The organism is Novosphingobium album (ex Hu et al. 2023) (assembly GCF_022832385.1).
Classification (GTDB): Bacteria; Pseudomonadota; Alphaproteobacteria; order Sphingomonadales; family Sphingomonadaceae; genus Novosphingobium; species Novosphingobium album.
The window spans coordinates 26116-48521 of sequence record NZ_JALHLE010000002.1 but is presented as its reverse complement, the minus strand read 5'-3'; the positions used below and the strand labels follow the sequence as shown (position 1 = coordinate 48521).

Here is a 22406-nt window from a genome sequence, read left to right as displayed (position 1 = left end):
CTCAGTTGCTCTTGCTGTTGGTTGCGGACACGGTGTTGCCATTGCCGGTAGGCTTGGCTTCGCGATAAGCGTCGATGGCCTTGTTGGAGCTCATCGTGACGGTGGATCCGGTGCTGTCGGCGCCGCGCAGCAAATCCTCGGGATTGGCGACCATCGCCGCGAGGTTGCTGTTGGTGGCGCAGCCGAAGTTGCTGGACAGGCCGTTGTTCGGATTGAAGTCGCTCTTGGATGACCAGTCCGGGCAGCCCGGCACCGAGGCCTTGCTGCGCACGATCACCACCCGCGCGGTGCCGGGGGTTACGTATCCGGCCGTCGCGGGCGCGTCGTCGCCAATCAGGATCCCGTACCGTGAAGCCACGGCCTCGATCGCACTGTGTGCTGCGGCGTTGCCAGCCGGATCATCGACGTAGACCTTGTCGCCGTATTTCAGGCCCATCGCGTCGAACCAGCCGGCAAGGCGGCCCTGTTCGCCATAGGCGAGGCCCGAGCCACCGGTGGTGAGGTCGAGCGTATAGTTGACCTTTTCGACCACGGGCTGATGCACCGAATACATCGAGCGGTTGGTCGGAATGCCGCCACATCCAGCAAGGGCGAGGCCCAGCGAGAGAGCGAGCGCGGCGCCGCTGAAGCGGGCAGTCCGGGCCGGTTGGGAAGAACGCATGGTGTTCACCTTTCTCACTTCAGGCTGAAGCCGGGCTTGGCGCTGTCATCGGATGCGGTGCGCTTGACCTTCTTGCCCTTCGCGGGCAGGTCCGCCGCACCGATGCCCGGACCGTCCGTGGCTGCCGGCGCCTGTGACGGGCCGGGGCGCTTGCCGCCGGTGACGCCGTCGTTTTCCATGTTGCCGAGCAGACGCTGCAATTCGTTAGGCGAACTGAAGCCGTCGGTCGGCAGCGCGATCTGCGAGGCATTGACCGGATTGACCAGGTAGGGCGTGACGACGATCACCAGCTCCGTCTCGCCGCGCTTGTAGCTGGTCGAACGGAACAGCGAGCCCAGGATCGGCAGGTCGCCGGCGCCGGGCATCTTCTGGATCGTGTTGGCCGTGTTGTTGCTCAGCAGGCCGGCGATCATGAAGCTCTGGCCCGAGCCGAGTTCGATCGTGGTTTCCGTGCGGCGCACGGTGAGGGCGGGCACTTCGTAGCCGTTGAGACTGACCGAACCTTGGCTCGAAAGTTCCGAGACTTCCGGGCGTACCCGCATCGAGATGCGACCGTTCGCCAGCACCGTCGGCGTGTAGGAGAGGCTGACGCCGTATTTCTTGTATTCGACCGAAGTCGAGCCGAGGCCCTGGCTGATCGGGATCGGATATTCGCCACCGGCCAGGAAATCAGCGGTTTCGCCCGACAGCGTGGTCAGGTTGGGCTGCGCCAGCGTGGAGACGAGGCCGACGGTCTCGCCCGCGTCGAGGGCGCCAAGGATGTCTAGGCCGAGCAAATGGCCAGCCATGCCGAGTGTGGTGCCGGTGGTTGTCTGCGCGACGCTGGTGCCTGCCACCTTCGTCAGTTCACCCGTGATCGGGTCGATCGCGTACTGATAGGGGATGTTGCCGACCCCGAGAACGCGCCCCGGAGTGAAAACGCCGTTCGAAGCGATCGGGGAACCCTGTCCGATGCCGAACTTGAATCCACTGGTCGCATCCATCGTGGTCAGGTTGACTCCCAGCGACTTGACCAGCGAGCGGCTGACTTCGGCGATGCGGACCTGCAGGTTCACCTGCAGTGGCGTCGCCATGCGCAGACGGCTGATCACGTTCGCCTTCTCGCCCACATAGGCCTGAACGAGGCGCTGGGCTTCCGAGACGTCTTCCGGCGTCTTGACGGTGCCGGTCAGGAGGAAGGTGTCCGATCCCATGGTCGAAACCCCGATCTTGGCTTCCGGCATCGCCAGGCGCAGCATCGAGTCGACGCTGTCGATGTTGGAGCCGACCCGGATCGTGCCCGACCAGACCACCTTGCCCGAACCGTCGCTGGCATAGACCGTGGTGGTGCCGCCTGCCTTGCCAAAGACATAGAACTGGCTGCGGGACTTGACCTGGACATCGGCGACCTGGTCGTTGGCGACGAAGACGTCGGTCATCGAGCCGGGCACATTGACCAACTGGCCGTTGCCGATCGACAGGTCGATGCTCTGGGCCGGGCGGACCACGGATTGGGCCGTGACCGGGGCCGAAACCGTCGCTGCGAGCGGCGAAAGCGCGCAGGCAGTGGCCAGTACGGACTTGATAAGGCGCGGTTTCATGGAGATGCCCTCAAAGGCGTTGAAACGGGTGGTGGAGTGTCGCCGGGAGTTTGCCATCACTTGCTCCCCACGACTTCTTCAGTGGTGTTCTTGCCGCGGGTCACGCGGACGACGGGTCCGGTGCGTACCGGCAGGCCGGCGGCCGTGACGCCGCCTGAACCGGCTCCCATGCCGCTCTGCCGGCCCGACAACGCCGGACGGCTGGAGCGCTGGAAGCGCGAAACGTCGCCGCCGGTCACATAGGTCGTGTTGCCTTCGATCGGCTTCGTCATGGCCTGGCGCATGAGCTGTTCTTCCTGCTCCTTGGTAGCGCCTTCGGGAACCTTGATATCACCGCTGGCAAGAGCACGTTCGAAATCGGCCTGATTGTCGGCGATCGAACGCAGCGAGAGGCTGATCGTGCCGATGTCCTGCGAGACAGCGACCTTTTCCGCGATGCGCGGGGTAACCTCGAGCGTGACAGTGCTGAAGGCGCGAACCACGGTCTTGCCATCGACAACGTCGTTGTCGGTGGTGTGGTCGGTTGCGAGGACCCGCAGGTTGCGCAGGACGGTTTCGGCCGTGCGCAGCGGTTCTCCGTCGCCGCTGATCGACTGCGTCAGCACCAGGTCGACGTGGTCGCCCGGGAAGACGAAGCCGCCGACGCCGGTCTTGGCGGAAACGGGGATGGTGACAGCGCGCATGCCCGGCCCGAGCGCGGCGGCGAGAAAGCCGCGGTCACCGGGAGAGACGAGCCCGCCCTGGGTCAGCGGCTGGCCGGCGGTGATCGGATAACGCACGACCGTGCCGAGCAGTTTGGTCATGTCGGCTTCGCCGTCAATGAAGTAGGCGTCCTTGACCAGTTCCTGCGGCCAGTCCTGGAAGGACACGGCGTCAGCGGTGATGATCGTGCCGACCGGAAGTGCGCGCTGAGCGACGAGGACCTTGGGGCCCTTGGGCTGGACGGGCACGGCTTCCGCCTGAGGTGCGGAAGCACCCGTAAACAGCGAACGGGCTGCGAATGCAGTGCCCGCTGCGACCAGCAGAGCTACGACCAGCAGCACCAGCTTCTTCTTATCCATGGCTTGATAAGCCCCCTGAGAATCCCTCGATGGAGCGTGAACCATCGGGCAAATTGGTTAAAATCGAGTTCATCCCGATTGCGCGGCCAAACGGGCGGCCGAAAGCGTCTGTTCGCCCAGTACCCAAAGGCCTGCAGCGGCGATCGCGATGCCATAGGGAATCGGAAGTCGCGATTTCTGGCGCTTCATGATATGGAAGAACCCGAAGGTGAAAATTAGGACCAGCATCAGACCTGCGAGAGCGAAGGCCCATGCGTGCTGGAGCAGGGCCGTGATCGCCGTAACGGTCCCGTCGTCGATCAGCGGGCGATGGGTCGCCAGTGAATAGACGATGGCGAAGGCTCCCCACACCCAGGCGAGCGCGACAACCGCTGCCAGCCCGTCGCGTAGCATTTCGCCGGGGACACGCTTCATGTTGAAGGCGGCCATCGCTACTGAAGCTCCGCCGCCCAGCACGGCCATCAGCACGACCAGCTGCGCAAAGCTGAGCGGTGTGAACCACAGGGCCAGCGCGCTGAGCAGCTTGACGTCACCACCGCCCATCTGGCCGGTGGCGAAGAGGATGCAGGCAAAAACGAAGGTCACGGTGGCCAGGCCGATCTGGAAGCCCATATCGAGCCAGCCGAAGCCCATGGCCAGCCACCACAGGGGGGCTGCGAGCACAATCGCGGCATTGAGCCAGTTGTCGATTTCGCGCCGCCTGAGGTCGGTAAAGGCGGCAACAAGCAGCGCAATTGCCAACGCTGCCAGCAGTGGGTACGAAAAAATACCGCCCGACATGTGATTGTGTCCCCTCAGTCGGGGTTGAGATCTAGCGGGTATCGCTTACTAAAAAGTAACCAGTGGGCTGAGCACGGAATTAGCCAAGTGATATCTCCCGTTTGACATCTCCCGTTTTCAGCCGACCGCTGTCCGCAGCGCGCAGGGCGATCCCGGCCGACGCACGGGAGAACAACTGGCGCATGCCGGACGGCTGGGGCGTGCGGCGGATGGATTGGGCGGCGCCGGCAGGCTTGCGGCGCGGAGCCATTCTGTTCATGCCGGGGCGGGGCGACGCTTACGAAAAATGGCTGGAAGCACTCGACCAGTGGCATGACGAGGGCTGGCAGATCACTTCTGCCGACTGGCGTGGACAGGCCTACAGCGGGCGGCTGGGCAGCGACGCGCTGACGGGTCACATTGGCGATTTCGGCACCTGGGTGGCGGACTACGCTGCGCTCTGGGCCGATTGGTCCGCGCGCACAGCTGGACCGCGTGTGGCTATCGGGCATTCGATGGGCGGGCACATCGTGTTGCGCGCGGTCGCGGAAGGGCGGGTACGCCCAGACGCCATGGTGCTTTCTGCGCCCATGCTGGGTCTCCACCCGGCCTGGATGCCGAGCCGGCTTCTGCACTTTGCGGCGAAGGGCATGACGGCGCTGGGTGACCGTCGGCGGCCGGCGTGGAAAGGAAATGAAAAGCCCGAGCTCGTCGCCCATGCCCGCAGTGCGCTGCTGACACACGACAAGTCGCGGTACGAGGACGAGCTCTGGTGGCGGCGCCAGCATCCCGCGATCGAGATGGGCGCGGCGAGCTGGGGCTGGGTTGAACGTGCGCTGGCGTCGATCCGGCTGCTCGAGCGGCCAGGCATGCTCGAAGCCGTGCGGGTGCCGGTCCTGTTGCTGGCCACGCGTGCCGATACTCTGGTTTCCTGGCCCGCGATCCGCCGGGCGGTGCGGCGTCTGCCGAAAGGCGAACTCGTCACTTTCGGCAAGGAATGCCGCCACGAGATCCTGCGCGAGGCTGATCCTGTGCGCGACCGCGCGATGGATGCAATCCGGGAGTTTCTTGACCGGGTGGTTCCGGCTAGGGGCTGATCGAGATGGATGCCCGTTACGATATCGTCATTGTTGGCGCCGGCATGGCTGGTGCCTCGCTTGCTGCTGCGATCGGTGCGCGCGCCCGTGTGCTGGTGGTCGAGGCCGAGGAGCGGCCCGGCTATCATACCACTGGCCGCTCTGCAGCCTTCTGGTCTGAAAGCTACGGCGGCCCGGGTGTGCAGCCGCTGACGACCGCGTCCGGTCCTGTTTTGCACGAACTCGGGCTGCTGGCGCCGCGCCGCGCGCTCACGCTTGGGCGCGCGGGGGAGGAAGCTCAGGTTGCCGCTTTCATAGAGAAATACAGTGCGGTCGGGCTCGAGGTCGAATGGTTCGACCGGTCCGGGATAGAAAGGCGTGTGCCGGGACTTCGCCCGGACTGGATATGCGCGGCCTACGAACCGAGCTGTTGCGATATCGATGTCGCCGGCCTGCATCAGTACTATCTGGCGCAGGCGCACAAGGCGGGCGCCGGTCTGTGGTGCCGGGCTGGCCTTGCCGGTTCGGAGCGTACCAGCGGGGGATGGACTCTGTCTCTGACCGACGGGCGCCGGGTGGCCGCGAGCATTGTTGTGAATGCGGCCGGTGCCTGGGCCGATCCTGTGGCGCGGATGGCAGGCGTGCGCGAGATGGATATTACGCCTTATCGCCGCACGATTGCGCAACTGGCCGTTTCACCTGCAGCATCCGACGACCTGCCGTTGGTGCTAGACATCTCCGAGACCTTCTATTTCAAGCCCGAGAATGGCCGCGTCTGGCTCAGTCCGCATGATGAGACGCCGAGCCCGCCCTGCGATGCGGCGCCCGAGGAAATGGATGTTGCCGTGGCCATCGACCGGTTCGGGCAGGTGGTCGACTGGCGGATCGGCCGGCTGGAACACCGCTGGGCCGGTTTGCGCTCCTTCGCGCCGGACCGGTTGCCGGTCTACGGCTTCGCACCCGAAGACCCGGCGTTCTTCTGGTTTGCCGGGCAGGGTGGCTTCGGCATCCAGACCGCTCCCGCCGCCGCCGAACTTGCCGCCCGCGTGCTACTGGGCGATGCCGGTGGTGAGATTGATCCCGCGCCGTACTCTCCTGCCCGGTTTTCCTGAGGCAGTCATGAAACTGAGGCACTGCGGTTGCATTGGCTAACGCTAATTGCTCAGGTGTCACCGGACCATTCAAAGGAGACTCACAATGGCGCATCGTTTCGAAATCCGCAAAAACAAGGCTGGCGAGTTCGTCGCCTACTTCTGCTACAACGCCGAAACGATGTTCTGGACCGAAGGCTATTCGAGCAAGGCTTCCGCTCAGAACGCCATCGATTCCATCAAGAAGAACGGCCCCGATGCCGAAGTGGTCGACAAGACCGTCGAATAGGCGGTTTAGGCTGCCGCGGCGGGCCCGTCGTGCCCGCCGCTATGCGGCAGGCGCGCGGCGATGAAGTGCCAGGCGAGCAGTACCGGCTCCAGCAGTGCCATGCCGAGTAGAATGCCGATCAACCGGTCGACGGCAAGGCCGGGGTCCATCTGGCGGTAGCTGTCCGGCACCAGCGCCATCAGCAGGGCAATCGAGAACTGCAGGCCAATATAGGCGGTCGCGCTGCCACCGGTTTCGAGATGGCGGCCGATCACCAATCCCAGACAGGTTCCAAGGACGATTATGACCGGGCTGCCATCTGACAGCAGCAGCACGGCAATGGCCAGCAGGCCACCCGCGATGCATCCGATTGCTCGGTGGAGAAGCCTGCGGCTGACCGGTATCAACCCGCTCTGGCCGAGGCCTGCAACCGGCACGATCATCACAGCCAGGATCGTGATTGCCGTGCCGGACAATTCGGGCAGACGCGTCGTCGCGTAGATTGGCGGAAGTAGGGCAAGGGCCAGACCAGCCTGTGCAGAGTGGCGGGCCGCCTGCGCGTTCCAGCGCATGCGGTCCGGGCGGGGCTTGCGATTGAGCATCCAGCCACTGCCCGACAGCAGCGCCGCACCAAGGCTGACGAGAACGCAGGCGATGGTCCCTGCACCGACTTCGATCAGCCGGGTGCGGGCGAGTTCCAGCGTGTCGAGATGCGGGTAGGACAGCTTGTCGAACAATACGATCTCGAACGTCAGCCCGAACAGCAGCCAGGCATAGGCCCTGCGGGCGGTCAGCATACCGTAGAGGCCGAGAGCGCCGACCACTGCCGCGCTGAGACTTGCGATCAGCATCGAGTGCACCGCGATGGGCACGATGAGCAGCGCAAGACCTGCGCCCATGGCCGTACCGATAAGGCGCATCACGCCGCGGGTCAGGGTTTCGAGCGTATCGCTCTTGAGCAGGACCAGCGCGGAAACGGCTGCCCAGGACACCATGCGGGCACCTGCCATCTGCGCCAGGACGATTGCCAGCAGGACCGACACGACGCAGGCGGCCTGATCGGCCATGCGCGGCCCCGGCGTGGCCAGCGCGCGCAGTTCCTGCGTAATCCTGTTCCTTGCCGCTTCGATCATGGCAGCGCCTATGGCGACGGTCTGCGGTTGTTTGAAGAGACAACGCGATTGCAAATAGAGCAATGACCGTCAATTGTTTCGCAATTGCAGCATTTTTGTTCGCGTGCGCAGCATGAAAATGCGCGCAGTGTTCGCGCTGCTCTCAACCCACTGCGATCGCGGCGTCGCTTGCGAGCTTGTCGACCCGCTCGTTTTCGACGTGCCCCGCATGGCCGCGCACCCATTCCCAGTGGATCTTGTGCCGTGCGGCGGCTTCGATCAGGTCGTGCCACAAGTCGGCATTGCGCACGGGCTGCTTGCTGGAATTGACCCAGCCTTTCTTCTTCCAGCCGTGAACCCATTTGGTGATCCCGTCGATCACATAGCGGCTGTCGGTGTGCAGGGTCACGTCGCAGGGCTCTGTCAGGGCGTTGAGCGCCTTGATGACGGCAGTCATTTCCATGCGGTTGTTGGTGGTTTCGGGATCGCCGCCGGACATTTCCTTTTCGTGCGGCCCCATGCGCAGCAGCACGCCCCAGCCGCCGGGGCCGGGATTGCCCTTGCAGGCGCCGTCTGTGAAGATGTCGATCTGTTTCATGCTGCGAAGACTCCCGCATTGCCCGGATCGGCATAGAATTTGAGCCTGCGCGCGAATGCCATCGGGTCCTTGGGCGTGACCAGCGCATCGGCCGGGGTGTTCAGCCAGTCATAGGCACGCGTTGCCAGAAATCGCATTGCCGCGCCGCGTGCCAGCAATGGCAGGGCGGCGTGTTCTTCCGGCGAAAGGACACGCACGCTTTCGTACCCCTCGAGAAGTGCGGTGGACAGGGCGGGAATGAACTGCGTGCCATCCGCGCTGAAGCACCATGCCGCATGGGTAACGGCCACATCGTAGGCTGTTATGTCAGTACAGGCGAAGTAGAAGTCGATGAGGCCGGTAACCCTGTCGCCGAGCATCAGGACATTGTCAGGAAACAGGTCGGCATGGATCACGCCGCGCGGCAGGTCGGTGGGCCATCCGGCCTCGAGCGCGGCCAGTTCACGATCGACGATGCGGGCGAGTTCGGGGTGGATCGAGGCAAGACCCTCATGACCGCAATCGCCTAGCAACTGCTGCCAGGCTTTCAGCCCCATCGAATTGGCGCGCGTGTCGCCGAAACCGGCGGCGGAGAGATGGACTTGCGCCAGCGCCGCGCCGACGGCGCGGGCCTGGCCGGGCGTGGGATCGGAGACCGAGACGCCAGGCAGGAACTCGATCAGCGCCAGTGCCTTTCCCTGATGAAAGCGGTGGCTGGCGCCATCGCGGTCGTGGATCGTGCGTGGTACCGGACAACCGTTGGCGGCCAGATGATCGAGCAGGTCGAGGAAGAAAGGCAGGTCCGAGATGTCGGTCCGGCTCTCGTACATCGTCAGGATGAAGCGGTGCGCGATATCTTGCTCGTCCTGCGTCTCGATCAGCCAGTTGCTGTTGGACACGCCCTCGGCGATGCCTTTGGCTGAAACGAGGCTGCCCACGTCGAAGGTCGCGATGATCGCGCCCATCTCTTCCGCGCCGAGCCGGGTATAGACTGCCATGCCGTATCGCCTTTCAGCCGATGAGCTGGCGCGGCAGCTTGAACGTCATGCGCTCGGTCGCTGTCACGATTTCTTCGGCGGTGACTTCGCGCAGCTCCTTCAGGCGGTCGACGACTTCGTTGACCAGCTGCTCCGGCGCCGATGCGCCAGCGGTGACGCCGACAGTATCCACGCCGTTCAGCCAGGCCGGATCGATGTCGGTCGCGCGCTGGATGAGCTCGGCGCAAGCGCCCGCGCGCTGGGCGACTTCGACGAGCCGCAGCGAGTTCGAGCTGTTGGGTGCACCGATGACGAAGACCAGCTGGCATTCCGGCGCGACCTGCTTGACGGCGGCCTGGCGATTGGAGGTGGCGTAGCAGATGTCATCGGCCTTGGGCGCGATGACCTGCGGATAGCGCGCCTCGATGGCCGCGATGATCGCAGCCGTATCATCCACCGAAAGCGTTGTCTGCGACAGATAGGCCAGTTCAGTATCCGCGGGGAAAGGCAATGACGCGACGTCTTCCAGCGTCTCGATCAGAGTCATCGTACCTTCGGGAACCTGCCCGAACGTGCCGATCACCTCCGGGTGCCCGGCATGGCCGATGAACAGGATGTGCCGGCCCGCCTCGATCTGGCGTTCGGCCTGACGGTGGACCTTGCTCACCAGCGGGCAAGTGGCGTCCAGCCATTCGAGCCCGCGTGACGTGGCTTCTGCCGGCACCGATTTCGGAACACCGTGCGCGCTGAAGATTACCGGAACGCCATCGGGAACCTGATCCAGTTCCTCGACGAACACCGCACCCTTGGCCTTGAGGGAATCGACCACGAACTTGTTGTGCACGATTTCATGACGCACGTAGACGGGCGGGCCATAGATCGTGATGGCGCGCTCGACGATCTCGATGGCACGGTCAACACCGGCGCAAAAACCGCGCGGCGCGGCAATAAAAAGACGAAGGGGCTGTTTCGCAGAAGACGGAAAGGGCGCGTTCATAAACGGGCCTCTAGCGCTTTGCCGCTTGCGCCGCTAGGGCAAGCGCACGCCATTCTGAGGAAGTGATAATGAATGCTCGCCGCCTGACTGCCACTGTTCTCTGTTCCGCCGTTGCGATGACCGCGCTGAGCGGCTGTGCCAAGAAGGGCGAGATCGTGGTCGATTCCGGCGTCGGCATCACGGCTGTCCGCAGCAAGTGCCCGGCGGTGGGCATCCCGGACTATACCGGAGACGTCACTCTCTTCCGCGCGCCCGGCGACAAGACTGCTCCGAATATCGACGTCGTTGCGTCGATGACTGACGTGCGGACCCAGTGCAATCAGGACGCGGGGGACAAGGTCTTCGCGCAGGTTTCCTTCCAGATTCAGGCCCGTCGCAACGAGACGAGCGGCGCGCGCCAGGTGACGCTGCCCTATTTCGTGACGGTATTGCAGGGGGGCTCCGCGGTAATCAGCAAGCGTGTTGGCAGCGTCACGCTTAACTTCGCCAACGGCGAGGCGCGCGCGCAGGCTGCCGGATCGGGCAGTGTCCACATCGATCGCGCGGCCGCAACGCTTCCCGAAGACATTCGCGAGCGTATCACGCGCAAGCGCAAGGCCGGCGATGCCGATGCCGCAGTTGATCCGCTGTCCGATCCGCAGGTCAAGGCCGCGGTGGCTCGTTCCTCGTTCGAAGTCCTCGTCGGTTTCCAGCTCGACGAAGCCCAGCTCGCCTACAACGCTACGCGCTGACCGTCAGCGGGCCTCGGCCATGGCCGAGGCTATCGCGTGGCGGGCAGTGTGCGCCATCGCCTTGCGGTTCGCCCGCTCGCTTTCGGTGAGCGGGGGCAGGAACGTGATTGTAAGGTTCACCGGACGCCAGCGAGCCAGAATGCGCAGGGCGTTGTCGAGGCCGGGTTCCGTGCCGACCCATGCGATGTCGCGCGTCACCTTGCCATAGTCGAGCCAGACCGGCTGGATGGGGATATGATCTGCCCCGGTATCGAGCGCGGACAACAGCGAGGATTTGAACGGCAGCAGTCCGGTGCCGTCGGAGGTCGTGCCTTCGGGGAAGACGGTCAGCGCGCCTGTTTCGCTTAGCGCTCTGCGGACCCGTTCGATCTGTGCGGCTACGCTGCGGCGGTCGTGGCGTGCAACGAAGACCGTGTCATTCAATTCGCATAGCCAGCGCAGCGGGCCGATCGCGGCAAGGCCATCATGTGCCACGAAGGCGGTGCCCGTTGCGCCGGCAAGGGCCGGTATGTCCAGCCAGCTCACGTGGTTTGCGATGAAGAAAGAACGTGCTGCCGGATGGATGCCGCGTGTGCGGATGCGCACGCCGGCTATCGTGGCAAGGGCGCGCAGGAACCAGCGCGGCACCGGATTTCGTGAAACAAAGGGGCTTAGCAAATAGTAAAGCGGTGCACAGGCGATCAGTACAGCCAACATAGCCGCCAATCGCAGGACCACGAGCGGCCAGGCCCAGAGAGCGACGATCCGGCCCCGGGCACTCGCCAGGGGAGGTGTCGCCCCGTTCACTTGCGGCTGCTGGAGCTTTCGCCGTCCTCGCGCTCGATCTTCACGCCGAACAGTTCCATGCGGTGGTCGACGAGGCGAAAGCCCAGCCGTTCCGCGATCTGGCGCTGCAGGGCTTCCAGTTCGGGGTCGACGAATTCGATGACCGTGCCGGTCTCGACATCGATCATGTGGTCGTGGTGCGCTTCGGGGGCGGCCTCGTAACGGGCGCGGCCATCGCCGAAGTCGTGGCGGTCCAGTATGCCGGCCTCTTCGAACAGGCGGACGGTGCGGTAGACCGTCGCGATCGAAATGCCAGGGTCGATGGCCGTCGCGCGCTCATGCAGCTTTTCGACATCCGGGTGGTCGGTGCTGTCCGACAGCACTCGTGCAATCACCCGGCGCTGTTCGGTGATGCGAAGGCCGCGTTCGGCGCAGAGGGCTTCGATGTCGATGGGCTGATGCACGGGGTAACCTGTCAAATGAATGCGGCGCACCGGTCATGTTAGGCCGGTGCGCCTGCAATCTCAACCACCATGGCATCCGCGCATCATGCCGAACGCAATGGTTTGCACAGGAAAAACCGCTTTCGGTCTGTTCCTGTTGCGCTTTGTGTCAGGCGGCGGCGACAGCCTTGGGTTTGCGGCCACGGCGTGCGTTGGGCTTGCGGCCCAGGCCGATCTTCTTGGCCAGTTCGCGGCGCTTTTCGGCGTAGTTGGGGGCGACCATCGGATAGTCGGCGGGCAGGTTCCAGCGCGCGCGGTACTCTTCCGGGGTCATGTTGTAGTGGGTCATGAGGTGGCGCTTGAGCATCTTCAGCTTCTTGCCGTCTTCAAGACACACGATGTAATCAGGCTTCACCGAAGCGCGAACCGACACGGCCGGTTCCGGCTTTTCTTCTTCGACCACGACCGGACCGCCAAGTCCGGCAAGCGCGCCGTAGACGTTGGTGATCAGTGCAGGCAGGTCTTCGACGGAAACGCTGTTATTGCTCACATGTGCGGCGACAATGTCGGAGGCGAGGGTGATCAGCGTTTCGTTCATATCCGTCTGAATATCTTCCACGATATTTTTCCTTATGTGCGACCATTTGGGATAGTTCAGACCTGTTAGGGTCTGTGAGAAAGGCCATTGGCCGATTTTGTGCTGTAAGGCAAGTTTAATTGGCGATTTTCACACAAGTCTTCAGATAGAGTGAACAATTTTGTCTGTATTGCCTGTGTTTGTATCACCCAATGTCACAGGCGAACGTAATGGCGTCGATTCTCTCACCGCTTTGAGTGCGATAATATTCGCGGCGTTCACCGATAGGATAGAAGCCGCAGCTTCTATAAAGCGACTCGGCCGGGTTGCCGCGGCGCATTTCAAGTAACAGGCGCTTTGCCCCGCGTTCCGAGGCCCCCTTATGCAACTGATCCAGAAGATACCGGCCAAGACCCCGATGGCGAAATGCGGGCAGGACACCAAGTAACAGTAGTTCTTCTTCTTCAAAGCCGCTGCGCGACAAGAAAAACCCCGCTGCCGGTTGCTCTTCTGCCGGAGCCTTGCAGCCGTCGACTGCGAGCGCGTAGTGGCAATTTCCGAACTGCATCGCGTCTTCGACCTGGCGTCTGTTCCAGGCTTCGCGGAATTCCGGGTCGAAAGCGGCGGCCATGACCGTCATGATCCGGTCGATGTCGTCGGTCATGCCGCGCTCGCAGGAGCAGTACCTCCCGGTAGCCTGGCGTCCGGTGCGCGCCCGTAGAGCGGACGGACATCGGCGATCAGGGCACCAGGTGGCAGTCGATGGAACGCGCGCGCGTCCGGCCAGGCAGGCATTGCCGTGCCGTGGCCGCGCGCGGCCACGAGCGCTTCGGACTGGTTGCCCGCGACAAGATCTTCGCGTGTCTCTTCGCTGGCCGCGTCCGGGCGCAGCGAGGCGAGGTCGCGAGAAGAAAGGCCCTGCGCGTCGAAACCTTGCACGAACCACTCGCCGTGCCCGCCTGTCATGGTCACGCCGACGGGCACGTTCCCGTGCTTCTCGCGGGCCATTGCGGCGACCAGTGCAAGGCTGGAATATCCCGCAAGGCTCGCGCCCCAGGCAAGCGCGAGGGCGCGGGCGGCAGCGAGCCCGACCCGCACGCCGGTAAAGCTTCCGGGGCCGAGGGAGACGACGATGTGCTCTGCCTTCCCGCGTCCGGGCAGCGCGGCGATCATCGGCACCAGCGCTTCTGCGTGACCGCGCCCCAGCAGGCGGAACGCACCGGCGATCATCGCGCCGTCGTCGAACAACGCGACTGAACAGGCATCGGTGGCGGAGTCGATCACGAGGGTGCGCCCCTCGTGACGGGTGGAAATTGGTGCGGTTGCCGGTGTCGTCACGATCCGCTCAGCCCGCCGGACGTCAGGCAGCCCGGACTTCGGTCACTTCCGGAACGTAGTGCTTCAGCAGACTTTCGATCCCGTGCTTGAGCGTAGCGGTCGAGGAGGGGCAGCCCGAACAGGCGCCTTGCATCGTCAGGAAGACCACGCCTTCACGAAAGCCCCGGTAGACGATGTCGCCGCCGTCGTTGGCGACCGCGGGGCGCACGCGGGTTTCGATCAGTTCGCGGATCTGCGCGACGATATCCGCATCAGCCGGATCGTCGCCGAAATCTTCCTCGTCTTCCGCTGGTACCGAAAAGCCGCTCGCGTCGCCACCGGCGAAGAGCGGGGCTTCGGACACGAAGTGATCGAGCAGGATCGAGACGACCTGCGGCTTGAGGCCGGGCCATTCGACGCCCGGCGCGGCGGTTACCGAAACGAAGCTCTGGCCGAAGAATACACCGGTCACATCGCCCAGATCGAACAAGGCTTCGGCAAGCGGCGAGGCCGAGGCATCTTCGGGCGTGGTGAACTCGCGCGTGCCTGCGGCCATGACCTCCCGGCCGGGCAGGAACTTGAGCGTCGCGGGATTGGGCGTGGTTTCGGTTTCGATGAACATGACACTTGCGATTTAGGTGAAGTGGGCGGCCGGTCAAGTCTTGGTGGTATTCACTGGCCCTTAAGGCAGGCGCATCCTATAGATTGCGCGATGACAAAATTTACGCGCGCCGCTTGCTCGCTTGCATGCCTTGTTCTTCTCGCCCAGACGCCGGTCCGGCCCGTTCTTGCGCAGGACGCCGATGCGCCCGATGCACCTTCCACATTGCTGGCCGATACACAGGAGCCCTGGCTCTACAAGAACAGCGACGTGCCGCATGACAAGGCATGGCATTTCGGCGAACTGCCCAACGGCCTGAAGTATGCCGTGCGCAAGAACGGTGTGCCGCCGGGGCAGGTGTCGATCCGAATTCGCGTTGATGCCGGTTCGCTCTACGAGACCGATGCCGAGCGCGGCTATGCGCACTTGCTGGAGCACATGCTGTTCCGCCAGTCGAAGTATCTGGCCGAAGGCACTGCGATTGCTTCGTTCCAGCGCCTCGGCGCGACATTCGGCAGCGACACCAATGCGCAGACGACGACCACCCAGACGGTGTTCCAGCTCGATCTGCCCAATGCCACCCCGGCCTCGCTGGACGAGACGTTCAAGCTGATGTCGGGCATGGTGACGGCGCCCACGCTGTCGGCGTCAAACCTCAAGAAGGACCTGCCTATCGTGCTCGCCGAAATGCGCGAGCGCGGGGGAGCGGCCAAGCGCGTGCAGAACGCGATGCAGCAGGTCTTCTACGCCGGGCAGCCGCTGTCGGAGCGTGAGCCGATCGGTACTGTCGCCAGTCTGACATCGGCAACCCCGCAGTCGGTGCGCGCGTTCTATTCGCGTTGGTACCGCCCGGACAATGTCGCCGTGATCGTTGCAGGCGATGCCGATCCGGCGATGCTTGAATCCTATGTGCGCAAGTGGTTCGGCGACTGGCAGGCTGCCGGCCCGAAGCCGCAGGCTCCCAGCTTCGGTGATCCGGTCGCGCCCAGGGGCGCCGATCCCAGGAACCCGGTTGGCGAGACGCGCGTACTGGTGGAGCCGGACCTGCCGCCGTCGCTGATGGTTGCGACGCTGCGCCCCTGGCGGGAAGTGAACGACACAATCGTCTACAATCAGGGGCTGATGATTGACTCGATCGCGCAGGCCGTCATCAACCGTCGTCTGGAGACCAAGGCGCGGGCAGGGGGCAGCTTCCTGTCGGCCTCGGTCAATCAGAACGATGTTTCGCGCTCGGCCGATGCTACCTTCATCTCGGTGACGCCGCTGGGCGATGACTGGAAGGCGGCGCTGCACGATGTGCGCGCGGTGATTGCCGATGCGCTGACCAACCCGCCGACGCAGGAAGAGATCGACCGCGAGGCGGCCGAACTCGACGTGGCCTTTCAGGTCCCCGTGGAGCAACAGCGCATTCTGCCGGGCTCCAAACTGGCCGACGATCTGGTCAACGCGCTCGACATCCGCGAGACCGTGGCCGCACCGGACGACGTTCTGAAGATATTCCGCAGCTCCAAGCCGCTGTTCACGCCGCAGGCGGTGCTTGAACACACGCGCAAGTTGTTCTCCGGCACGGTGGAGCGTGCGCTGTTCACGGTCCAGACGGCGGGCAAGGCGACGGATGAGGAACTGCGTCTGGCGCTGGCAGCGCCGGTCAAGCCTGACCAGAGTATCCGCATGGCCGCCGAAGCGCCGCCGGTCTCGTTCGACAAGCTGCCTGCGATCGGCAAGCCCGCCGAACCGGTCGCCGATCTCCCGACCGGCTTGCTCGACATTGAGGAACTGGCCTTTGCGAACGGCGTCAAGGTCCTGCTCTGGCCGGTTCAGGAAGAGCCGGGCCGCGTCATGGTCAAGGTTCGTTTCGGCGGCGGCTACCGTTCGATCGATCCCAAGGATGCGTCCTACATTGCGCTTGGCCAGTATGCGCTTGTCGGCTCGGGCCTTGCGACACTGGGGCAGGAAGACCTCGACCGCGTCGCCACCGGCCGCAAGATGGGCTTCAACTTCGACGTGCAGGACGCGAACTTCGAGCTGTCTGCGGAGACGCGCCCGCAGGATCTTGCCGATCAGCTCTATCTCTTTGCAGCCAAGCTCGATCTGCCCAAGTGGGATGTGAACCCGTTCCTCCGCGCGAAGGCCGCGGCCAAGATCCAGTACGATACCTTTGCCACCTCGCCGCAAGGCGTGCTCAACCGCGACCTGCAGTTCTACCAGCGCGGCAAGGACGAGCGCTTTGCGACCCCGTCACCGGCAGAGATCGAGAAGACCACGCCCGAAGGCTTCAAGCGGGTCTGGAGCCAGGCGCTCTCGCAAGGTCCGATCGAAGTGCAGATCTTCGGCGATTTCGACAAGGCGGCGGCGATCAAGGCGCTGGAGAAGACTTTCGGTGCGCTCAAGCCGCGTATCCCTGCGCCTTCGACGTCCGAACTTACCGAAGTCACGGTGCCCAAGCCTTCGAACACGCCGGTAGTACTGCACCATCATGGCGATCCGGACCAGGCTGCCGCAGTGATCTCCTGGCCGACGGGTGGCGGTTCTGTAGGCATCCAGGAATCGCGCCAGCTCGAAATTCTGACGCAGCTTTTCACCAACCGCCTGCTCGATGCCGTGCGCGAGAAGCTGGGCGTGTCCTACGCGCCCTATGTATTCTCGACCTGGCCGGTGGATCTTCAGGAGGGCGGGGCGATTACCGCTATGGCGCAGGTCGATCCCAAGTCGGTGCCGGTGTTCTTCCAGACCGCCGAAGAAATCGCGCAGGATCTGATCGCCAATCCGCCGTCGGCCGACGAACTGGAGCGTGTGACTGAACCGCTGCGTCAGCAGGTGACGCGCGCGGCTTCGAGCACCTCGTTCTTCATGAGCCAGCTCGAAGGCGCGACCAGCGACCCCTCGCGGATAGGCAGCGTGCGTTCGGTGCTCAGCGATTACACGGTGACCACGCCTGAGAAGATGCAGCAACTTGCCGCGCGCTATCTGGGCCAGAACAGTTCCTGGCGTCTCGAAGTCGTGCCGGAAGGTACCAAGACCAGCGTCGCCACGCGGTGATCTGAAGGTTCCGGAGCGGGTTTCCGGACCCCTTGCAGGACCGGTTCGCGCAACCGATCACGGTCATCGGGCAAAGCGGCTTTGCAAAAATTGCCCGCGGGCGCTAAGGGGCGCCTCTTGTCTTTTGTCCGGCGCATGGTGTGCCGGGACCTAGGAGTATGAAACGTGGCTAGCAATTGGACCCCGGACGGCTGGAAGGCACAGGAAGCCCGCCACCTTCCGGTTTATGGCGATGCGGAGAAGCTGGGCGAGGTTGAGGCCACGCTGGCAAAGTTTCCGCCGCTGGTCTTTGCCGGCGAGGCGCGTGCTCTGAAGCACGATCTGGCCGAAGTGGCGGCCGGGCGCGGTTTCCTGCTGCAGGGTGGTGACTGCGCCGAGAGCTTCGCCGAATTCAGCGCCGACAACATCCGCGATACCTTCCGCGTGCTGCTGCAGATGGCGGTGGTGCTCACTTTCGCCAGCAAGCAGCCGGTGGTGAAGGTCGGCCGCATGGCCGGGCAATTCGCCAAGCCGCGCTCGGCTCCGACCGAGAAGCAGGGCGATCTGGAAGTGCCCAGCTACTTCGGCGACATCATCAACGGCATCGAATTCGGCGAGGAATCGCGCCGCAACGATCCCGAGCGCATGCTGCGCGCTTACACGCAGTCTTCGGCGACGTTGAACTTGCTGCGCGCTTTCGCGGGCGGCGGCTATGCCAACCTGCGTCAGGTGCACCAGTGGACGATGGACCACATCGGCCGTAGCCCCTGGGGTGAGAAGTTCGCGCAGATGGCCGACCGCATCGGGGAGGCGCTGGAATTCATGGCTGCCTGCGGTGTCGATCCGGAGACCGTGCCGCAGCTTCAGGGCACCAGCTTCTACACCAGCCATGAAGCGCTCCTGCTGCCTTACGAGCAGGCGCTGACCCGCCGGGATTCGCTGACGGGCGACTGGTACGACTGTTCGGCCCACATGCTGTGGATCGGCGACCGTACCCGCTTCGAAGGTTCGGCCCATGTCGAGTTCCTGCGCGGCGTCGGCAACCCGATTGGCATGAAGTGCGGCCCCAGCCTCGAGCCGGACGCGCTGCTGCGGATGCTCGACACGCTCAACCCTGGCCGCGAGCCGGGCCGCATGACCCTGATCAGCCGTTTCGGGCATGACAAGGTCGAAGCCGGTCTGCCCAAGCTGGTGCGCGCGGTGAAGGCCGAGGGGCATCCGGTGGTCTGGTCCTGCGACCCGATGCACGGCAACGTCATCAAGTCGGAAAGTGGTTTCAAGACGCGTCCGTTCGAGCGCATCCTCGCCGAAGTGCGCGGCTTCTTCGCGGTCCACCGCGCGGAAGGCACGCATGCTGGCGGCATCCACATCGAGATGACCGGGCAGGACGTGACCGAATGCACCGGCGGCGCGATCGCCATCACCGATGCGACGCTGGCCGACCGCTACCACACCCATTGCGATCCGCGCCTCAATGGCGCGCAGTCGATCGAACTGGCCTTCGAGATGGCAGACCTGCTCAACCTCGAAGCGAACGAGCGGCACAAGCAGGCCGCCTGATTTCAGAGCTTGCGGGATATAGGGGCGCGGCGGCTGCGGCTTCCGCGCCCTTTTCGTTTTTGGCTCGGATATCTTCCCGAAGCTTGCCCGTTCGGGGAACCTGAGGCACCTTCTCCTTCACGCTTCTTGGGAGAGGAGTCATGCAGGTGGGCGAACAGGTACAACTCGCGCCCGTCACGGTTGCCAGCGATCTCGGGGTTCGGGACCTGTGGGCAGCGCTCGCGGCGGGGTGGAGCGATTTCAGGGCATGTCCGGTGTTCGGGCTGTTCTTCGGTGCGATCTACGTGGGCGCGGGGGTGTTTCTCTATTTTGCGCTGTTCCAATGGGGGGCGGTCGCCTGGCTGATTCCAGCGGCGGCGGGTTTTCCGCTGCTCGCGCCGTTCGTCGCCGTGGGGCTCTACGAAGTCAGCCGGCGGCGCGAACTCGGTTTGCCGATGTCATGGCCTGCGGTGCTTGGCGCATTGCGCGGGCGTGGGGACGAGCAGATCCTGTGCATGGGCGTGATCGTGTTCGTCGCCTTCGGGTTCTGGCTGATGATCGCGCATGGCATTTTCGCCGTGTTCATGGCGGAATCGGGGATCGGTTCGGAATCGCTGGCACTGTTCACGACGCCTGCAGGGATGGTGATGCTGGCCGTGGGCACGATCGTTGGCGCGGTGATGGCGCTGGCGTTCTATGCGGTCACCGTCATGAGCCTGCCGATGCTGGTCGACCGCGAGGTGGATTTCCTGACGGCCATCATCGTCAGTCTCGGCGCGGTGCGGTCGAACCGCTTCGTGCTGATGACATGGGCCGTGTGGATCGCGATCGCACTGTTCATCGCGATGGTGCCGCTGTTCCTGGGATTGCTGGCGGCTCTGCCGGTCTTTGGCCACGCGACCTGGCATCTCTATCGCCGGGCAGTGCCGGGCGGGCAGATTGCACATGGGGCGGGCGTACAGGCCGCATAGCGCAGGAACAGGGTTTCCTACTGCAGAGGTGCCTGTCATCCTGCGTGCGGGACTGTCCGTCCGCGCTCCTTGAAATGGTGAATGGCCTCTGATCCTGCTGCCGTACGGCATTGGCATTTCGTGTGCCTGCGCCGGGGCGGCGTGACACCCGCAGGGTGCAAGGTGACACTTGAGGGCCAAGGTGACACCTTTTGCTCTGGATAGTGTCAAACGTGTCAACCGGAGTGTCACCTTGCGGTGCCGTTCACGCCATTTTTCGTGCGCGGCTTGACCCGTTCGCGTGCCCGCGCCACCCATGGGGCATGACACGCCCCCTGATCGCTGCGAGCCTTGTCCTCGCTCTTTCCACCACCGCTGTCCTTCACGCTGCGGCTCCCACCGACACCATGATGAACGAGAAGGTCGAATCCTACGACTGGGTTCGTCCGCAGGCCGATTTCGTACGGCGGGAAGTGATGATCCCGATGCGTGACGGGACCAAGCTCTACACCGTCATCGTCTTTCGCAAGAGCACGAAGGGCGGGCCGATCCTGCTGAGCCGCACGCCCTATGATGCGCAGCGGGCGACCACCCGCAACCGCAGCCAGAAGATCGACGAGATCCTGCCGGTGATGGACAGGGAATTCGTTGATGACGGTTATATCCGCGTCTATCAGGACGTGCGCGGGCTCGGCCGGTCGGAAGGCGACTACGTGATGAACCGGCCGCTGCGCGGTCCGCTGAACAACACCAGGATCGATCACGCGACCGACGCCTACGACACGATTGACTGGCTGGTGAAGAATGTGCCGGAAAGTAATGGCAAGGTAGGCATCACCGGGTCGTCCTATCTCGGTTTCACGTCGCTGATGGCACTCATCGATCCGCACCCCGCGCTCAAGGCCGCGGTGCCGCAAAGCCCGATGGTCGATGGCTGGATGGGCGACGACTGGTTCCACAACGGGGCCTATCGCACTTTCGGGTTCGACTATGATCTGGGCCAGACGGTGGACAAGGGCGGCGGCGCGGTGCCGAAGGGCACGGGCGACGAATATACCGCATACCTCAATGCCGGCTCGGCGATGGAATATGCAAAGGCCTATGGCCTGCTGGACCTGCCCGCCGTGCGCAAGGTGCTGGAGCATCCCGCCTATGATGCATGGTGGCAGGGGCAGGCGGTCGACAAGCTGCTGGCATCGCGCAAGCTGACGGTGCCGACCATGCTCGTCGTCGGCCAGTGGGACCAGGAAGACAGTTATGGCGCTCCGGCGGTCTACAAGGCGCTGGAACCGCAGGACAAGGCAAACGACATGGTCAGCCTGGTGATCGGTCCCTGGCGCCATTCGGGCGTGAACTACGAAGGCCGTGAACTCGGGCCGCTCAAGTTCGAGGGCGATACGGCGCTGCAGTTCCGCACGCGCTACATGAAGCCGTTCTTCGACTGCCACCTCAAGACCAACCCGCCCAAGTGCCAGACGCCGCCGGTGCTGACCTACGCCACGGGTGCGGATCGCTGGGAAGTCTCACAGAAGTGGCCAGACGGAGCTTATACGCCGCTCTATCTGGGGACGAACGCAGGGCTGTCGTTCACCAAGCCCGAGCCGGGCGGTGACAGCTATGTCTCCGATCCGGCCAAGCCGGTGCCGATGCTGCCGCGCCCGGTCCGCATGTCGGGCGACGAGTGGCGGCATTGGCTGGTGCATGACCAGCGTTTCGTTGATGGTCGCCCGGACGTGATGACCTATACCACCGGTGCTCTCGACAAGCCGGTGCACATCAAGGGCGCGCCGAAGGTTGATCTTCGTGCTTCCACCACCGGGCAGGACAGCGACTACGTGGTCAAGCTGATCGATGTCTATCCGGAGGAGAACACTGCCGATCCGGTGATGGCGGGCTATCAGCTCGCCCTGGGTATCGAGATCTTCCGGGGCCGCTATGTGCATGGGTTCGCTACCCCCGCACCGCTGGAGCCGGGCAAGACCTATGCCTTCCAGTGGGCGCTGCCCAATGTCGACCATGTGTTCCTGCCGGGGCACAAGATCATGGTGCAGGTGCAATCCAGCCTGTTTCCGCTCTATGACCGCAACCCGCAAAGCTGGGTGCCATCGATCATGGAAGCAATGCCGAAAGACTACGTGAAGGCGACGGAAACAGTGCACTATGGCGGGGACGCGGCCAGCGCTGTCTGGCTGCCGATTGCCAAGGATTGAAGGGATCGTCCGCCTGCCCCCATCTGTGGGGCAGGGCATGAGCCTTTGCCGGAACCCGCCATGGGCCGTAATCGCGTGGGCGGAAGACAACGTCGA

Annotated in this window: 22 protein-coding genes; 8 read left to right on the top strand and 14 right to left on the bottom strand. The window is 64.0% G+C overall.

The annotated features are described in order from the left end of the window. Position 1: 1 nt before the first annotated feature. The 4 genes from MTR64_RS01460 to MTR64_RS01445 all read right to left on the bottom strand — a co-directional run bounded on the left by MTR64_RS01460 (position 2) and on the right by MTR64_RS01445 (position 4082). On the bottom strand, positions 2 to 661 hold the full coding sequence (locus MTR64_RS01460; RefSeq protein WP_243990032.1) for a CpaD family pilus assembly protein: 660 nt from the start codon (positions 659 to 661) through the stop codon (positions 2 to 4). Positions 662 to 675: 14 nt separating this feature from the next. Beyond that, complete coding sequence (locus tag MTR64_RS01455; protein WP_243990031.1) at positions 676 to 2241, bottom strand: type II and III secretion system protein family protein; 1566 nt, start codon at positions 2239 to 2241, stop codon at positions 676 to 678. A 56-nt stretch (positions 2242 to 2297) separates the two neighbouring features. After that, complete coding sequence (gene cpaB, locus MTR64_RS01450; RefSeq protein WP_243990030.1) at positions 2298 to 3302, bottom strand: Flp pilus assembly protein CpaB; 1005 nt, start codon at positions 3300 to 3302, stop codon at positions 2298 to 2300. Positions 3303 to 3371: 69 nt separating this feature from the next. Next, positions 3372 to 4082 carry an A24 family peptidase gene (locus tag MTR64_RS01445; protein WP_243990029.1) on the bottom strand — a complete coding sequence of 237 codons (711 nt, stop codon included), beginning with the start codon at positions 4080 to 4082 and terminating at the stop codon, positions 3372 to 3374. Positions 4083 to 4264: 182 nt separating this feature from the next. Between MTR64_RS01445 and MTR64_RS01440 the strand changes: the two genes are divergently transcribed. The 3 genes from MTR64_RS01440 to MTR64_RS01430 all read left to right on the top strand — a co-directional run bounded on the left by MTR64_RS01440 (position 4265) and on the right by MTR64_RS01430 (position 6517). Then, entirely contained in the window at positions 4265 to 5158 is an 894-nt protein-coding gene (locus MTR64_RS01440) for an alpha/beta fold hydrolase (RefSeq protein WP_243990027.1), read from the top strand. A 5-nt stretch (positions 5159 to 5163) separates the two neighbouring features. Continuing rightward, complete coding sequence (locus MTR64_RS01435; RefSeq protein ID WP_243990025.1) at positions 5164 to 6249, top strand: NAD(P)/FAD-dependent oxidoreductase; 1086 nt, start codon at positions 5164 to 5166, stop codon at positions 6247 to 6249. An 85-nt stretch (positions 6250 to 6334) separates the two neighbouring features. Next, positions 6335 to 6517 (top strand): YegP family protein, encoded by a 183-nt coding sequence (locus MTR64_RS01430; RefSeq protein ID WP_243990023.1) that lies wholly within the window; start codon positions 6335 to 6337, stop codon positions 6515 to 6517. A 5-nt stretch (positions 6518 to 6522) separates the two neighbouring features. Here MTR64_RS01430 and MTR64_RS01425 read toward each other — a convergent pair whose 3' ends face one another. The 4 genes from MTR64_RS01425 to ispH form a co-directional block, all read right to left on the bottom strand. Continuing rightward, positions 6523 to 7629, bottom strand: a complete 1107-nt coding sequence (locus tag MTR64_RS01425) for an FUSC family protein (protein WP_243990022.1) — start codon at positions 7627 to 7629, stop codon at positions 6523 to 6525. 142 nt (positions 7630 to 7771) lie between these two features. Next, positions 7772 to 8206 carry a ribonuclease HI gene (gene rnhA, locus MTR64_RS01420; RefSeq protein WP_243990021.1) on the bottom strand — a complete coding sequence of 145 codons (435 nt, stop codon included), beginning with the start codon at positions 8204 to 8206 and terminating at the stop codon, positions 7772 to 7774. Then, positions 8203 to 9183, bottom strand: a complete 981-nt coding sequence (gene thrB / locus MTR64_RS01415) for a homoserine kinase (protein WP_243990020.1) — start codon at positions 9181 to 9183, stop codon at positions 8203 to 8205. Before thrB ends, rnhA begins: the two co-directional genes overlap by 4 nt. A 13-nt stretch (positions 9184 to 9196) precedes the next feature. Further along, the gene (gene ispH, locus MTR64_RS01410; RefSeq protein ID WP_243990019.1) at positions 9197 to 10159 is read right to left on the bottom strand and encodes a 4-hydroxy-3-methylbut-2-enyl diphosphate reductase; all 963 of its coding nucleotides are present in this window, start codon (positions 10157 to 10159) and stop codon (positions 9197 to 9199) included. A 68-nt stretch (positions 10160 to 10227) separates the two neighbouring features. On the opposite strand from ispH, the gene MTR64_RS01405 reads away from it, so the two are divergent. Next, complete coding sequence (locus MTR64_RS01405; protein WP_243990018.1) at positions 10228 to 10890, top strand: hypothetical protein; 663 nt, start codon at positions 10228 to 10230, stop codon at positions 10888 to 10890. Positions 10891 to 10893: 3 nt separating this feature from the next. On the opposite strand, the gene MTR64_RS01400 is transcribed toward MTR64_RS01405, so the two are convergent. The 6 genes from MTR64_RS01400 to MTR64_RS01375 all read right to left on the bottom strand — a co-directional run bounded on the left by MTR64_RS01400 (position 10894) and on the right by MTR64_RS01375 (position 14614). Then, on the bottom strand, positions 10894 to 11517 hold the full coding sequence (locus tag MTR64_RS01400) for a lysophospholipid acyltransferase family protein (RefSeq protein ID WP_243990016.1): 624 nt from the start codon (positions 11515 to 11517) through the stop codon (positions 10894 to 10896). Between the two features lie 155 nt (positions 11518 to 11672). Beyond that, on the bottom strand, positions 11673 to 12119 hold the full coding sequence (locus MTR64_RS01395; RefSeq protein ID WP_243990015.1) for a Fur family transcriptional regulator: 447 nt from the start codon (positions 12117 to 12119) through the stop codon (positions 11673 to 11675). Between the two features lie 148 nt (positions 12120 to 12267). Beyond that, positions 12268 to 12717 (bottom strand): MucR family transcriptional regulator, encoded by a 450-nt coding sequence (locus tag MTR64_RS01390; protein WP_327194234.1) that lies wholly within the window; start codon positions 12715 to 12717, stop codon positions 12268 to 12270. 163 nt (positions 12718 to 12880) lie between these two features. Continuing rightward, positions 12881 to 13339 carry a GNAT family N-acetyltransferase gene (locus MTR64_RS01385; RefSeq protein ID WP_243990013.1) on the bottom strand — a complete coding sequence of 153 codons (459 nt, stop codon included), beginning with the start codon at positions 13337 to 13339 and terminating at the stop codon, positions 12881 to 12883. Then, entirely contained in the window at positions 13336 to 13959 is a 624-nt protein-coding gene (tsaB, locus tag MTR64_RS01380; protein ID WP_243990011.1) for a tRNA (adenosine(37)-N6)-threonylcarbamoyltransferase complex dimerization subunit type 1 TsaB, read from the bottom strand. The genes MTR64_RS01385 and tsaB overlap by 4 nt, the downstream gene beginning before the upstream one ends. Before the next feature lie 76 nt (positions 13960 to 14035). Then, the gene (locus MTR64_RS01375) at positions 14036 to 14614 is read right to left on the bottom strand and encodes a NifU family protein (RefSeq protein WP_243990009.1); all 579 of its coding nucleotides are present in this window, start codon (positions 14612 to 14614) and stop codon (positions 14036 to 14038) included. A gap of 90 nt (positions 14615 to 14704) precedes the next feature. On the opposite strand from MTR64_RS01375, the gene MTR64_RS01370 reads away from it, so the two are divergent. From MTR64_RS01370 to MTR64_RS01355, 4 genes are all read left to right on the top strand, one after another. Continuing rightward, positions 14705 to 17632 (top strand): M16 family metallopeptidase, encoded by a 2928-nt coding sequence (locus MTR64_RS01370; protein ID WP_243990007.1) that lies wholly within the window; start codon positions 14705 to 14707, stop codon positions 17630 to 17632. A 165-nt stretch (positions 17633 to 17797) separates the two neighbouring features. After that, entirely contained in the window at positions 17798 to 19171 is a 1374-nt protein-coding gene (locus MTR64_RS01365) for a class II 3-deoxy-7-phosphoheptulonate synthase (RefSeq protein WP_243990005.1), read from the top strand. A 140-nt stretch (positions 19172 to 19311) separates the two neighbouring features. Further along, the gene (locus tag MTR64_RS01360; RefSeq protein ID WP_243990002.1) at positions 19312 to 20121 is read left to right on the top strand and encodes a DUF2189 domain-containing protein; all 810 of its coding nucleotides are present in this window, start codon (positions 19312 to 19314) and stop codon (positions 20119 to 20121) included. Positions 20122 to 20423: 302 nt separating this feature from the next. After that, entirely contained in the window at positions 20424 to 22310 is a 1887-nt protein-coding gene (locus MTR64_RS01355; protein WP_243990000.1) for a CocE/NonD family hydrolase, read from the top strand. Positions 22311 to 22406 lie beyond the last annotated feature (96 nt).